Here is a 13452-nt window from a genome sequence, read left to right on the forward strand (position 1 = left end):
CATCTTTTATTTGTATAAGGAGGAATTATAGTTGTTAAGAGGAATCAATCATATTTGTTTTTCGGTATCTAATTTAGAAAACTCTATTATGTTTTATGAAAAAGTATTAGAAGGAGAATTATTAGTTAAAGGAAGAAAATTAGCTTATTTTAACATATGTGGAGTATGGATAGCGCTTAATGAAGAGACGCATATTCCGAGAAATGAGATTCATCAATCTTATACGCACATTGCATTTTCTGTTGAACAAGAAGACTTTAAATGTCTAATACAGCGATTAGAAGAAAATGATGTTCATATTTTACAAGGAAGAGAACGTGATGTAAGAGATTGCGAATCTATATACTTTGTTGATCCTGACGGTCATAAATTTGAGTTTCACTCAGGGACACTGCAAGACCGTTTAAATTATTATAGAGATGAGAAACCTCATATGACATTTTATTAGGGAGGGATAGCATTTGCATGCACTTGTAATTGGTGGGACAGGAATGCTAAAGAAAGTTTCTATGTGGCTTTGTGAGAAAGGATTTTATGTTTCTATTATTGGACGAGATGAAGTGAAATTAGAAAATGTTAAGCGAATGAGTTCTGCACCAGAAAATATTACATGCCTTTCGTTAGATTATCATAATGATGAAGATGTAAAGCTAGCTATTAAAAGTACAATTAAGAAAAATGGCCCGATCACATTAGTTGTTGCATGGGTACACACAAGTGCAAAGCATGCACTATCAAATATTTGTAAAGAACTAGATTTGTCGTCTAAAACATATAGTTTATTTCATATTTTAGGTAGTAAAGCATCACGTATGCCTGCACAAAAAATAGGGAGTACGCGATGTATTTATCATAGAATTATTTTAGGTTTTATTTTAGAAGATACATATGGAAGATGGCTTACTCATGAAGAGATAGCTGATGGAATTATAAAAGGGATTGAAAGTAAACGAGCGGAGTGGATTGTAGGGAGAGTTGAACCGTGGGAATTACGACCAACATGGTGAGGGGGAGTAAGAAATGAAAACAACTATATATGTAACAAGGCATGGTGAAACAGAGTGGAATGTAGCGAAGCGAATGCAGGGACGGAAAAATTCTGCTTTAACTGAAAATGGTATAGTTCAGGCGAAACAATTAGGAAATCGAATGAAAGATTTACCAATCCATGCGATTTATAGTAGTCCGAGCGAAAGAACACTTCATACGGCAGAGTTAATAAAGGGGGAACGTGATATACCCATTATAGCGGATGAGCATTTCTATGAAATCAACATGGGTATATGGGAAGGACAAACAATCGCGGATATAGAAAAGCAATTTCCAGAAGAAGTACATCTGTTTTGGAATGAGCCACATCTTTTTCAGTCAACATCAGGCGAAAATTTTGAGGACGTTTATGAAAGAGTAATTGAAGGGATGCAGCTTCTTTTAGAGAAGCATAAAGGACAAAATATATTGATTGTGTCTCATGCGGCAGCAGCAAAATTACTTGTAGGGCATTTCGCGGGAATTGAAATAGAAAATGTGTGGGATGATCCATTTATGCATAGTGCCAGTTTGAGCATAATAGAATTTGAAGAGGGTATTGGTAAAGTGAAACAATTTGCAGATATAAGTCACTTTCAATAAATGTAAAAAAGGCCGCAAAACGGCCTTTTTTTGGGTGGTATAAAAACTAGCAGTTACGTTTTTTATACCAGAAGTGATCGAATTTCTTATTTTTGCAAGATGGGAATTTATGTCTGCCATCTTTGCAATCGTTCCATTTCTTTCCGTCATCACACGAATCGTCGCAAGAGCCACCGTGTCCATTAGGGAAGAATTCGCATTTTTTACAGTAACATCGTTTAGTCCAGTAAAATTTCTTTTCAAAGCGTACACATTTTGTAACGAATGTACAATGCTTTCTACGAGTACGTTTTGTAACTAAAACGCATTCTTTTCTACGCGTTACTTTCGTAACGAACGTCCATTTTTGCACGCGAACACGAGTACATTTTGTAACAAATGTCCACTTTTTAACGTGAGTACATTTTGTAACGAACGTACAATGTTTCACGCGAGTACATCTTGTTCTTGGGCATTTACAATCTTCGTTACACTCTATTTTTGTAGTGCAATCATCATCGCACTCAAAAGTACTTGGATCTTGGTGTAAGAAATCCTCCATCCCAGCACTTTTGATTTCTTCAACAGCTTTTCTAATATCACGTTTCATAGAAATCCTCCTTATCATGTATTAAAGTGAAAAGGTATTCTTTTTCCTTAACATGATATGTATGTAGGCATCTTTCTGAACAGGACAAGAGTGTAATTTTATATAAATAGATGATTGCGGATGTATGGACAAGACAAGGCGCATACATTGAATGAAGAGAACTGAGAAGGGATGAGAAAACATGCTGCCTTCATATGATTTTTTTGTTCATCCAATGTACTTAGTGGAATTGAAAAAGGACATTTGGTCAGATAGTCCAGTGCCAGCAAAATTAACTTATGGAAAAAAGAAGTATGATATTGATATCGTATACCGAGGAGCTCATATTCGGGAATTTGAGAAAAAGTCTTATCATGTTATGTTTTATAAGCCTAAAAAATTTCAAGGTGCGAAAGAGTTTCATTTGAATTCGGAGTTTATGGATCCGTCTCTCATAAGAAATAAATTATCTTTAGATTTTTTTCATGATATTGGTGTACTTTCGCCAAAATCACAACATGTATTTATAAAAATTAATGGTCAAATTCAAGGTGTGTACTTACAGTTAGAATCGGTTGATGAAAATTTTTTAAAAAATAGAGGATTACCGAGTGGTTCTATTTATTATGCAATAGATGATGATGCGAATTTTTCATTAATGAGTGAACGAGATAAAGATGTTAAGACAGAGCTCTTTGCGGGTTATGAATTTAAATATTCGAATGAAAATAGTGAAGAACAACTGAGTGAATTTGTATTTCAAGCGAATACTTTGACGAGGGAAGCCTATGAAAAAGAAATTGGGAAGTTTCTACATGTAGATAAATATTTACGATGGTTAGCAGGAGTTATTTTTACGCAAAACTTTGATGGTTTTGTTCATAACTATGCACTATATCATAACGATGAAACAAATTTATTTGAAGTTATACCGTGGGATTATGATGCGACTTGGGGGCGAGATGTACAAGGGAGACCGCTTAATCATGAATATATTCGCATTCAAGGGTATAATACGTTGAGTGCAAGATTGCTAGACATACCTGTATTTAGAAAGCAGTATCGAAGTATTTTAGAAGAAATATTAGAAGATCAATTTACAGTTTCGTTTATGAGGCCGAAAGTAGAAGGGTTGTGTGAATTGATTCGTCCATATTTACTACAAGATCCATACATGAAAGAAAAATTAGAAACATTTGATCAAGAGGCTGATATGATTTATGAATATATAAATAAGAGAAGAAAGTATATACAAGACCACTTACATGAATTGGATTAATTTTGAAAGAGATTGAAACGTTATCAATCTCTTTTTTTTGTATAATAAAGATGTATCAATGAAAATGAAGTAATATATTTGATAGAGAATGGGGATGCGGATATATGACGATTAAATGGATTGATTGGGTAAAACAAATACAATCTATAGCTCAAGCGGGTTTAACGTATTCTAAGGATGTGTATGATATTGAGCGTTTCCAGCAATTACGAGATATTTCTATTTCAATGATGTCACATTACACGAAAACAGATTGGGAAGTCGTAGAGAAATTATTTGCAAGTGAGACAGGCTATCAAACACCTAAAGTTGATATAAGAGCTGTTGTTTTTCAAAATGAAAAGTTATTATTTGTGAAAGAAAAAAGCGATGGGAAATGGGCATTGCCAGGTGGATGGGCTGATGTCGGTTATACGCCAACCGAAGTTGCAGCAAAAGAAGTTTTCGAAGAGACTGGTTATGAGGTAGATCATTTTAAGTTACTAGCTATATTTGATAAAGAAAAACATCAACCATCTCCATCGGCGACGCATGTATATAAGATTTTCATTGGATGTGAGATTATTGGTGGAGAAAAGAAAACTAGCATTGAAACAGAAGAGGTGGAGTTTTTTGGTGAAAATGAATTGCCTAATTTATCAATTGCTAGAAATACAGAAGACCAAATTAAAGAGATGTTTGCCTACATGAAAGACCCGCAGAAAGAGAAATTAATAGATTAATCCTGCTTGAATTGTACATATTGTTAAAATGAAGATATTGGCAGATTGCAGCCTTTATGTAATAATGGGATGGTATGTGAAGAAAAAAGGAGATAAAAAAGAACATGTTAGCAAACATAATAGATCAGTTATTGCAATTTTTTGCAAGCTTAGGTTACTTTGGAGTAGCTCTTGCTTTAATGATTGAAGTAATCCCGAGTGAAATTGTACTTTCGTATGCTGGCTTTTTAGTAGCAAATGGTAAAATTAGTTTTGTGGGTGCAGTTATCGCCGGAACGATTGGTGGTACTTTAGCGCAAATCTTTTTATACTGGCTTGGATACTACGGAGGGCGTCCGGTTGTAGAGAAATATGGGAAATATCTACTTATTAATAAACATCATTTAGACATAGCGGAAGGTTGGTTTAAGCGTTATGGAGCAGGTGTAATATTTTCTGCGCGCTTTATCCCAGTAGTACGTCATGCGATCTCTATTCCAGCAGGACTAGCTAAGATGCCATTAAAACTATTTACACTTTATACGGTTGTAGCGATCATTCCATGGTCAATTCTATTTATATACTTAGGTGAAAAACTTGGTGGGAATTGGCGACAAATTAAAGAGTATGCATCTGATTACACACATTACATAATTATAGGAGCTGTTCTTTTTATTGCTCTATACTTTGGTTTAAAGTATTTCAAAAAGAAAAAAGCAGCGCGTTAAAGTCAATGATTTTTCATTGGCTTTTTTTGTTTGTTTCGGTTCTAAAGAAAAGGAGTTGTCCATAATGTGTAATAATAAAGCGTAGCGGAGGAATGTGATGAAAGGGTCACCGTTTATACGTGGAACGATATTTTTAACGATGGCAACGATGATATCAAAAATGTTAGGGTTTATATATGTTATACCATTTACAGCGATGGTCGGTACGAGTGGTTACGTTCTATACACATATGCATATCGTCCTTATACCATCATGCTCAGCATAGCAACAATGGGATTACCGCTAGCTGTTTCAAAGATGGTATCAAAATATGATCAACTGAATGATTATCATACGGTTAAGAGAGTGTTGAAAAGTGGAATCGTGTTTATGTTTATAATGGGAGTCATTTCGTGTTTTACGTTATATATGCTAGCTCCGCATTTAGCTAAACTTGTCATCGATGGGAATGATCAAACGGGGAATAGTGTAGGAGCGGTTACTACTAATATTCGAATTGTAAGTTTTGCGTTAATACTTGTTCCAGTAATGAGTTTATTAAGGGGCTTCTTTCAAGGATTCCAATCGATGGGGCCTTCTGCATTAAGTGTAGTTGTGGAGCAATTTTTTCGGGTTTTAACCATTTTAATAGGAAGCTTTGTCGTTTTATATGTTTTAAAAGCTTCTGTTTCGCTAGCAGTTGGTATTTCAACGTTCGGTGCCTTTATGGGAGCTGTAGGTGGATTAACTGTTTTAAGTGCGTATTATATGAGAAGGAGAAGGCACTTAAAGAAAAAAGAAATGGCAAGTATACCACAAACAACGAAATCTTTTTTCTCGCTTTATAAGGAGCTCTTTACATATTCTATTCCATTTGTTGTAGTAGGCTTAGCAATTCCGTTGTATCAGACGATTGATACATTTACAATTAATAAACTACTTATACAGATAGGGTATATGCAAGGCGAAGCGGAAAAAATTAATGCAATAATTGGCCTTGTTCAAATGGTTGTGCTTATCCCGGTATCCGTTGCGACAGCTTTTAGTATGTCTCTCGTACCAGAGATGACGAAAGCTTATACAGCAGGAAATACGAAGCTATTGTACAAACATTTTACGAGAACAAATGTATTAGTAGTAGCGATTACGGTACCGGCGGCAATTGGAATGATGGTGTTAGCCAAGCCTGTATATACCCTTTTATTTGGTGCTGGAAATGATCCAGAGATGGGGAGAATCATTTTACAGTATTATGCTCCTGCTTGCATACTATTTTCTCTTTTTACAGTAACGGCTGCTATGCTACAAGGAATCAATCAACAGCAGAAGACGGTGCTAGGACTAGTGATTGGAATTATTGTGAAGATAGTTTTAAATATTGTATTGCTTCCGTATTTCGATTATGTAAGTTTTATCATTTCAACATACGCGGGCTATACGATTTCAGTCGGGTTTAACTTGTGGATGCTTTCTAAATATGTTATAAAGGCAACATAAGCTTTTAAGGCAGAGAGCACTCTGTCTTTTTCTATGTTTATCCCGCTCTAACGGGCAGTAAGATCCTCATCTCAAAATTCAGCGAAAGAAAAGAAGTTTGGTTGGGGGCGGGCAGCCTGTAAAAGCCCGATTGGTGAGGGCTGAAAATCAGTGGGAGGGATGAAGCCCCCACTGATTAAAGTTTCACTTTATAATATTTTTCTTATAAAAACGTTTTCAAAATAATTTTTCTATTGAAATTTAAACGTATGTTTCATATGCTGAGAATGGCGGTTTAAAAACTGTGATTTAAGAGAGGTAGATTCCTACATGTAAAAAGAATCGGGGTGATAGTATGTTAAATATATATTTAACAGACCGAAACGGAAAACTACAAGAGATTGAGGAAATGCAAAAGGGGTGCTGGATTAATGTACTTCATCCAACAGAAGAAGAAATTCAATATCTAGTACAAACTTTAAATGTAGACTTAGATTTCATTAAAGACCCTTTGGATGATGAAGAACGCTCTCGTATTGAAAAGGAAGACAATAATACTTTAATTATCGTCGATATTCCGACAGTTAGACATGACGAAGAAGGAAATTCGATTTATGACACGATTCCAATAGGTATGATTGTGATGCCGGATTGTTTTGTTACAATCTGCTTAGAAGAGAATCCAATTTTTGAACGTTTTATTAATCAACGTATTAAAGAATTTTATACGTTTAAGAAGACGCGCTTTGCACTTCAGCTCTTATATACAATTTCTACTTATTATTTAAGATACTTAAAGCAAATAAATCGAAAAACAATTGATTTAGAGCATCAATTAAATCAGTCAATGAAAAATAAAGAGATTTTCACATTGTTAGGCCTTGAGAAAAGTTTAGTATACTTTACAACGTCATTAAAGGCTAATAAAATTGTAATTCAAAAGTTAATGCGTAATAGTACATTTTTAAAAATGTATGAAGACGATCAAGATTTATTAGAAGATGTATTAATTGAAAATAAACAGGCTATTGAAATGGCGGAAATATATAGTCACATTTTAAGTGGAATGATGAATACTTTTAGCTCCGTTATATCAAATAATTTAAATAGTGTTATGAAACTGTTAACGTCAATTACGATCATTTTATCTTTACCGACGATGGTTTCTAGTTTCTTTGGAATGAACGTAAAGGTTCCGTTTGAAGGAGAAGCCCACGGTTTTGTAATTGTACTCATCATATGTGTAACACTATCTTTCACGTTAGCTTTTGTTTTTTGGAAGAAACGTTACTTTTAACGATAAGAAAGCTGCTCTAGCATAGTTATACAACTACGCTAGAGCAGCTTTTTTGCTATGAAATCTCAAATTTTAAATAGAATATAACTTGTACAATGTAATGTATATAAAGGGTATGTATTCCATATAAGCCTTGTTCAATTAATGAAATGGGGTTAAAATTACATATTGTTAATGAAAAGTTGGAGGAAATACATCATGGAATTGTTTCAATTACCGAAAGCATTCCTGCAAATGAATACAATTTTTATCTCCATATTGATCGAAGCACTTCCTTTTGTGCTCATCGGTGTATTTATTTCAGGATTCATTCAAATGTTCGTGACAGAAGATATGGTGGCAAAATGGATGCCGAAGAACCGATTTCTGTCTGTTTTATTAGCTACTTTTTTAGGCATGTTGTTTCCAGGTTGTGAATGTGGAATTGTTCCGATTGTAAGACGATTAATTGGAAAAGGCGTTCCACCATACGCAGGGATTGCATTTATGTTAACTGGACCTATTATTAATCCAGTTGTATTATTTGCTACTTATGTTGCCTTTGGGAGTAGTATGCACATGGTATGGTATCGTTCTATTGTAGCGATTATCGTAGCCATTATCGTTGGAATTATATTATCCTTTATGTTTAAAGAACATCAATTAAGAGATAATCACTTCCCAGAAGTGAATAATAAGCGTCCACTGCGTAAAAAAATGTGGGATGTATGTACACACGCTGTTGAGGAATTCTTCTCAATGGGAAAATATTTAGTACTAGGTGCGTTAATTGCAGCAGCAGTACAAACGTTTGTACAAACTTCAACACTTCTTGCTATTGGACAAGGTCCGTTTTCTTCATCAGCTGTTATGATGGGACTTGCTTACATTTTATCACTTTGTTCAGAGGCAGATGCATTTATCGCTTCTTCGTTCCAAAGTACGTTTTCAACAGCTTCACTTGTCGCGTTCCTCGTTTACGGACCGATGGTGGATATTAAAAATATGTTTATGATGCTTGCGACATTTAAAACGAAATTTGTAATTGTTGTTATAGTTACAGTTACTCTTGTTGTTTATGCAAGCTCACTACTCATTTATGCGATGGGGTGGTAGGTTATGTTTCGAGTATATATATTATTAGGTTTTACAATATTAATTGCGCAGCTTCATATTTCCGGTAACATTACGAAGTATATCAATATGAAGTATGCCTATTTATCAACAACAGCAGCAATTATTTTAGGTTTCTTAACGATTGTACAAATTATCGTCGTTTTCCAAAAAGAACACCAAAAGGAAAAAGAGAAAAATGATTGTAGTTGTGACCATGGTCATTGCGGACATGATCATTCAAAAGATGAGAATACATGGTGGAAAAAAGCATTTTCGTACTCATTGTTTTGTTTTCCAATTATCTCAGGGTTATTTTTCCCAATTGCGACGCTAGATTCGGATATTGTTAAAGCGAAAGGGTTTCACTTTCCTGTTGCACAAGCAGAAAGTAAGGATCCATTTATGACAAGACAATTTCTAAGACCTGATACGAGCATTTATTACGGGAAAGAAGGATACCGCGGTGTAATGGAAAAAGGGAAGAAAGAGTTTGTTACGAAAGATAATATTAATTTGAAAGATGAAGACTTCCTAAAGGGTATGGAAACAATTTATAATTATCCTGGCGAGTTTACTGGAAAAAAATTATCTTTTAAAGGGTTTGTTTTTAGAGATGATTCTTCTAAAAAAGAACAATACTTCTTATTCCGTTTCGGTATTATACATTGCGTAGCAGATTCTGGCGTGTATGGTATGTTAGTGAAAAAGCCAGAAGGCGTAGAGTGGAATAATGATGACTGGATTCAAGTAGAAGGAGAGATAACTACTGAGTTTTATCAGCCGTTTCATGCGAATATTCCTGTATTAGAAGTAACAAAATGGAATAAAGTTGAACAGCCGAAAGAACAATATGTATTTAGAGGAGCCGATTGATAAAATCGGTTCTTTTTTGTGGACTAAAAGTTCTGAATGTTGTTAATATTAAACGTGTAGTTCATTTAGTATAGTGATTATTGAAATATTAGGGATAGATCATTAAAGGGGTGATAACAATGACAGAAGTAAAGGGGAAAACAGCCAATGAGTCAAGGGTGTTCAAAACGAGCCGAGTCTTCCCAACAGATTTAAATGATCATAACACGCTATTTGGTGGGAAGATATTAGCGGAGATGGATATGGTTGCTTCTATTTCAGCATCCAGACATTCAAGAAAGGAATGTGTCACAGCATCTATGGACTGGGTCGATTTCTTACATCCTGTTCGTTCTTCAGATTGTGTTAGTTATGAATCTTTCGTAATTTGGACGGGAAGAACTTCGATGGAAGTGTTTGTGAAGGTAGTGGCTGAAGATTTAATTTCAGGTGAGAAGCGTATAGCGGCAACGTCATTCGTTACTTTTGTGGCACTTAGTAAGGAAAATAATCCAGTTCCTGTACCGCGTGTTATCCCTGAAACCGAAGAAGAGAAAGAATTACATCGTATTGCTGTGTTACGTGCAGAACAGCGTCATATACGTAAGGCAGAGAGTAAGAAAGTAGCCACATTGTTAACCTTTTGAGATGAATATTTAGCCATTTAAGTTACTATAGCAGTCGGAAATGGTTTTAAAATGAAAAGCGGACACCTAAAATAGGTGTCCGCTTTTATAGTTTTTTCATCCACATATCATATGACAGTAGCTACTTAGCAGAAGCAAGCAGCACCGACGATGATTAAGAGGATAAATAATACGACTAATAGCGCAAATCCATTACCATGTGCGAAGCCCATTGTTATTTCCTCCTTTTATTTTAAGATACAACATACAATATGCAAATGAGCTATTGTTTGATATGGACATATATCATGCAATGACATATTTTCTTGAATGATAATGTAATAAAAAAGGGAAGATATAGAAATAACAGTAAGTGGAGAAAGGAATTTATCCATGAAGCACTTTTTCGCTATAATCCTTTGTTTAATAGGTGTATTCATTTGGATGAACATCGATGTGGAAATGGGGAAGGAAATGGCTAGTGAATATGAATTAGGACAAGTTCGATTAGGTGAATTTCAACTATATACGAACGGTGAAGAGTTATATAGAAAATTATTTGACGATATAAACGATGCAGAAAAGTATATATATATCCATTTTTATATTGTAGGAAAAGACGAAATAAGCCAAGATTTTTTACAGTTATTAGAGAAAAAAGCATCTAGCGGAGTAGAAGTGAAATTGTCAGTCGATCGGGTAGGCGGATATAAGCTGAAGAAAAAGGTAATTAGCCGATTAAAAGAAAACGGTGTGAAGTTTACATTTAGTAAAAAACCGAAACTGAAAAATATGTTCTATTCTTTGCATCAACGAAATCATAGACGTATTGTTACGATAGATGGAAAGGTATCATACGTCGGTGGCTTTAATATCGGAAAGGAGTACCTTGGACAAAATCCAAAGTTTGGGCCATGGCGTGATTATCACGTGCGCATCCATGGTGAGGGTGCAGCGGATATGGAAAGAAAGTTCGCCGAAGATTGGAAAGAAGATACAGGAGAAAAAATGCCTATACATGAAAGTATACCTACATTAGGGAATGTGAAATATCAATATTTATTTTCAAATGGAAAAGGCTTATGGGAAAAATATGGAGCACTATTAAAGCAGGCTAAAAAGTCTTTAATTATCGCTACACCATATTTTGTACCAAGTAAAGAAATGGTGAAAGAGTTAAAAGCTGCATTAAATCGTGGTGTTAATGTGAAAATTCTCGTGCCATTTAAAAGTGATGCCATATTGTTAAAACAAGCTGCCTATCCATATTTGAAAGATATGTTACATGCTGGAGCGGAGATTTATCAATATCGAAATGGATTTTTTCATGGGAAAGTAACAATTATTGATGGAGAAATTGTTGATATTGGGACAGCGAATTTTGATAATAGAAGTTTTTATTTAAATTGTGAGTCTAACTGTATCATATATGATAAAACCGTTGTTGATGAAGTATGGAGTCGATTACAGGTAGACTTTCATAAATCAAAACGATTTTCTGAAGAAGATTTTGAGAAAATTAGTAGATGGGATTGGTTTTTAGCAAGAATAGCGAATGTTTTAGCATCATATTTATAGTATATGGACGAAAGAGAAGGGAGGCGCTTTAATGGACTGTATGAAAGAATTAATGAGATATAGTTATATACTAATATACAAGGTTGGAGAGTATGCTGGAAAGGTCAGAGACGAAGAATTAAAAAATCTATTACAGCACCATTTACCATATATGTTACAAGCATATAATGAACAAGTAAATTTTCAAGAAGGAGAGAATGTGCAACATATAACCTGTGAAACAACGGAGTTTGATTTGCATGAAATGGAAAAGGAAACAGTTAGTAAATATACAGGGGATATTCATATTGCAACCAGTTATATTGCGCACTTGAAACGATTAGCTTTAAAGTTTGCTCAAGTTGCAGTGGAAGTTGCTAATCCAGAGTTTCGCTCATTTTTGGAAAATTGTTTCCTGAAAATGAACCGTTACGCTTATAGTGTGTGGCAATATGTTATGAAGAAGGAATATAAGATTACACATCTATATGAAAATGAAAAGTTTGCATGAGAAACTAAGGCGAAATGGTATGCGCCTTAGTTTTTTTACGTCCATTGAGAGAAAAAACTAGTTTTATTGTGTATCGATTGGAAATGAAATATATAAATTAAAATTAGGATTTGTTATCAGAAGATTTACAAAAATTTACCGTATATTTACTGTTTTTCAATCTCTCCTTTAAAAATAGAGAGTAATATGAGGTTGTACATATTCTATCACAAGGAGGAAACGCAAATGAATAAATGGGTTAAATCATTAACTGCTATGGCACTTGCAAGTTCTTTATTAATGGTAGGTTGTAGTAAAGGTGAGGACAAGAAGAAAGAAGACGACACAACAACACAACAAGAGGATAAAAAGGATAAAGAAACAAGCGGAACCGAGAAGTCTACTGATTCTAAAGAAAAGAAATAAAGTAATAATAAAGCTTCCTCTCATATATGAGGAAGCTTTTTTGTTGTAAATTGACTGAGATTATTGAAAAATAGAAAGAGAATGAAAGAGGGGGAAAACAAATGAAAGTATGTATATTGGGAGCAACAGGACGAGTAGGTTCAAACATAATTAATTTAGCATTAAAGGATTCAGCTGAAGTGACTGCATTAGCGCGTGATTTAAATAGAATAGAAATACAACATGAAAGGCTACGAGTGATAGAAGGTAATGTATTGAACGAAAATGATATAAAGAAAGTGATAGAAGGAAGCGATATAGTAATTAGTGCACTTGGAACGGATCAAAATGGAACATTAGGGAAGAGTATGCCACAAATCATTAAGCAAATGGAAGAAGAAGGAGTTCGTAGAATCATAACAATAGGAACAGCTGGTATTTTACAAGCAAGAACAAATCAAAATTTATATCGTTTTCAATCAACGGAATCAAAAAGGAAAACGACAACGGCAGCGGAAGATCATTTGGCTGCATATAAAGTACTAAGTAATAGTAATAATTTATGTTGGACAGTTGTTTGTCCGACACATTTAATAGATGGTGAGGCGACAGAGGTATATCGAACTGAAAAAGATATATTGCCAGAGGGTGGATCAAAAATTACAGTGGGTGATACAGCACACTTTGCATGGGATCTATGTAAGAAAAACATATATGAAAATAGTCGAGTAGGTATTGCATATTAAAAAACCATCCCGAAGTCGGG

At 34.5% G+C, this 13452-nt stretch carries 17 protein-coding genes; 15 read left to right on the forward strand and 2 right to left on the reverse strand.

The features are described from left to right. Positions 1–31 precede the first annotated feature (31 nt). The 3 genes from fosB to BHV55_RS10235 are packed head-to-tail and all read left to right on the forward strand — an operon-like array spanning position 32 to position 1632. A complete protein-coding gene (fosB, locus tag BHV55_RS10225) occupies positions 32–448 on the forward strand; it encodes a FosBx1 family fosfomycin resistance bacillithiol transferase (RefSeq protein WP_000943769.1) in 417 nt (138 codons plus the stop codon). Positions 449–461: 13 nt separating this feature from the next. Continuing rightward, a complete protein-coding gene (locus BHV55_RS10230) occupies positions 462–1007 on the forward strand; it encodes a short-chain dehydrogenase (protein WP_016117649.1) in 546 nt (181 codons plus the stop codon). A gap of 13 nt (positions 1008–1020) precedes the next feature. After that, positions 1021–1632: a phosphoserine phosphatase 1 gene (locus BHV55_RS10235; protein ID WP_070757508.1), complete on the forward strand. Its 612-nt coding sequence runs from the start codon at positions 1021–1023 to the stop codon at positions 1630–1632. 46 nt (positions 1633–1678) lie between these two features. On the opposite strand, the gene exsB is transcribed toward BHV55_RS10235, so the two are convergent. Beyond that, positions 1679–2221 (reverse strand): exosporium protein ExsB, encoded by a 543-nt coding sequence (exsB, locus tag BHV55_RS10240; RefSeq protein WP_000817485.1) that lies wholly within the window; start codon positions 2219–2221, stop codon positions 1679–1681. 181 nt (positions 2222–2402) lie between these two features. Between exsB and cotH the strand changes: the two genes are divergently transcribed. The 8 genes from cotH (at position 2403) to BHV55_RS10280 (ending at position 10255) form a co-directional block, all read left to right on the forward strand. Beyond that, on the forward strand, positions 2403–3479 hold the full coding sequence (gene cotH, locus BHV55_RS10245; RefSeq protein ID WP_000937997.1) for a spore coat protein CotH: 1077 nt from the start codon (positions 2403–2405) through the stop codon (positions 3477–3479). Positions 3480–3583: 104 nt separating this feature from the next. Continuing rightward, positions 3584–4201, forward strand: a complete 618-nt coding sequence (locus tag BHV55_RS10250; protein ID WP_000153584.1) for an NUDIX hydrolase N-terminal domain-containing protein — start codon at positions 3584–3586, stop codon at positions 4199–4201. Positions 4202–4305: 104 nt separating this feature from the next. After that, complete coding sequence (gene uptA, locus BHV55_RS10255; RefSeq protein ID WP_000880691.1) at positions 4306–4908, forward strand: undecaprenyl phosphate transporter UptA; 603 nt, start codon at positions 4306–4308, stop codon at positions 4906–4908. A 97-nt stretch (positions 4909–5005) separates the two neighbouring features. Next, positions 5006–6385 carry a putative polysaccharide biosynthesis protein gene (locus BHV55_RS10260; protein ID WP_000678847.1) on the forward strand — a complete coding sequence of 460 codons (1380 nt, stop codon included), beginning with the start codon at positions 5006–5008 and terminating at the stop codon, positions 6383–6385. 334 nt (positions 6386–6719) lie between these two features. After that, a complete protein-coding gene (locus tag BHV55_RS10265) occupies positions 6720–7661 on the forward strand; it encodes a magnesium transporter CorA family protein (protein WP_000932389.1) in 942 nt (313 codons plus the stop codon). A gap of 198 nt (positions 7662–7859) precedes the next feature. Beyond that, positions 7860–8756, forward strand: coding sequence for a permease (locus tag BHV55_RS10270; protein ID WP_070757506.1), 897 nt, complete (start codon positions 7860–7862; stop codon positions 8754–8756). A gap of 3 nt (positions 8757–8759) precedes the next feature. Then, positions 8760–9629 (forward strand): TIGR03943 family putative permease subunit, encoded by an 870-nt coding sequence (locus BHV55_RS10275; protein ID WP_070757504.1) that lies wholly within the window; start codon positions 8760–8762, stop codon positions 9627–9629. Between the two features lie 119 nt (positions 9630–9748). After that, the gene (locus tag BHV55_RS10280) at positions 9749–10255 is read left to right on the forward strand and encodes an acyl-CoA thioesterase (protein ID WP_000141164.1); all 507 of its coding nucleotides are present in this window, start codon (positions 9749–9751) and stop codon (positions 10253–10255) included. Positions 10256–10380: 125 nt separating this feature from the next. Here BHV55_RS10280 and BHV55_RS10285 read toward each other — a convergent pair whose 3' ends face one another. Further along, the gene (locus BHV55_RS10285) at positions 10381–10467 is read right to left on the reverse strand and encodes a YjcZ family sporulation protein (RefSeq protein WP_000505094.1); all 87 of its coding nucleotides are present in this window, start codon (positions 10465–10467) and stop codon (positions 10381–10383) included. A 160-nt stretch (positions 10468–10627) separates the two neighbouring features. Between BHV55_RS10285 and cls the strand changes: the two genes are divergently transcribed. The 4 genes from cls to BHV55_RS10305 all read left to right on the forward strand — a co-directional run bounded on the left by cls (position 10628) and on the right by BHV55_RS10305 (position 13432). Then, positions 10628–11812: a cardiolipin synthase gene (gene cls / locus BHV55_RS10290; protein WP_070757502.1), complete on the forward strand. Its 1185-nt coding sequence runs from the start codon at positions 10628–10630 to the stop codon at positions 11810–11812. A 31-nt stretch (positions 11813–11843) separates the two neighbouring features. Beyond that, positions 11844–12302, forward strand: a complete 459-nt coding sequence (locus tag BHV55_RS10295) for a spore coat protein (protein WP_000340535.1) — start codon at positions 11844–11846, stop codon at positions 12300–12302. Between the two features lie 225 nt (positions 12303–12527). After that, entirely contained in the window at positions 12528–12707 is a 180-nt protein-coding gene (locus tag BHV55_RS10300; RefSeq protein WP_001045960.1) for a hypothetical protein, read from the forward strand. Between the two features lie 101 nt (positions 12708–12808). Next, positions 12809–13432 carry an NAD(P)-dependent oxidoreductase gene (locus tag BHV55_RS10305; RefSeq protein ID WP_000861654.1) on the forward strand — a complete coding sequence of 208 codons (624 nt, stop codon included), beginning with the start codon at positions 12809–12811 and terminating at the stop codon, positions 13430–13432. Positions 13433–13452: the final 20 nt, after the last annotated feature.

The organism is Bacillus sp. RZ2MS9 (assembly GCF_001816185.2).
GTDB classification, from domain to species: Bacteria; Bacillota; Bacilli; order Bacillales; family Bacillaceae_G; genus Bacillus_A; species Bacillus_A cereus.

Excerpts from the sequence above, each read along its gene's own strand:
- BHV55_RS10235 (WP_070757508.1), top strand. The coding sequence starts at position 1,021 with ATGAAAACAACTATATATGTAACAAGGCATGGTGAAACAGAGTGGAAT.
- exsB (WP_000817485.1), bottom strand. The coding sequence starts at position 2,221 with ATGAAACGTGATATTAGAAAAGCTGTTGAAGAAATCAAAAGTGCTGGG.
- cotH (WP_000937997.1), top strand. The coding sequence starts at position 2,403 with ATGCTGCCTTCATATGATTTTTTTGTTCATCCAATGTACTTAGTGGAA.
- BHV55_RS10250 (WP_000153584.1), top strand. The coding sequence starts at position 3,584 with ATGACGATTAAATGGATTGATTGGGTAAAACAAATACAATCTATAGCT.
- uptA (WP_000880691.1), top strand. The coding sequence starts at position 4,306 with ATGTTAGCAAACATAATAGATCAGTTATTGCAATTTTTTGCAAGCTTA.
- BHV55_RS10260 (WP_000678847.1), top strand. The coding sequence starts at position 5,006 with ATGAAAGGGTCACCGTTTATACGTGGAACGATATTTTTAACGATGGCA.
- BHV55_RS10265 (WP_000932389.1), top strand. The coding sequence starts at position 6,720 with ATGTTAAATATATATTTAACAGACCGAAACGGAAAACTACAAGAGATT.
- BHV55_RS10270 (WP_070757506.1), top strand. The coding sequence starts at position 7,860 with ATGGAATTGTTTCAATTACCGAAAGCATTCCTGCAAATGAATACAATT.
- BHV55_RS10275 (WP_070757504.1), top strand. The coding sequence starts at position 8,760 with ATGTTTCGAGTATATATATTATTAGGTTTTACAATATTAATTGCGCAG.
- BHV55_RS10280 (WP_000141164.1), top strand. The coding sequence starts at position 9,749 with ATGACAGAAGTAAAGGGGAAAACAGCCAATGAGTCAAGGGTGTTCAAA.
- BHV55_RS10285 (WP_000505094.1), bottom strand. The coding sequence starts at position 10,467 with ATGGGCTTCGCACATGGTAATGGATTTGCGCTATTAGTCGTATTATTT.
- cls (WP_070757502.1), top strand. The coding sequence starts at position 10,628 with ATGAAGCACTTTTTCGCTATAATCCTTTGTTTAATAGGTGTATTCATT.
- BHV55_RS10295 (WP_000340535.1), top strand. The coding sequence starts at position 11,844 with ATGGACTGTATGAAAGAATTAATGAGATATAGTTATATACTAATATAC.
- BHV55_RS10300 (WP_001045960.1), top strand. The coding sequence starts at position 12,528 with ATGAATAAATGGGTTAAATCATTAACTGCTATGGCACTTGCAAGTTCT.
- BHV55_RS10305 (WP_000861654.1), top strand. The coding sequence starts at position 12,809 with ATGAAAGTATGTATATTGGGAGCAACAGGACGAGTAGGTTCAAACATA.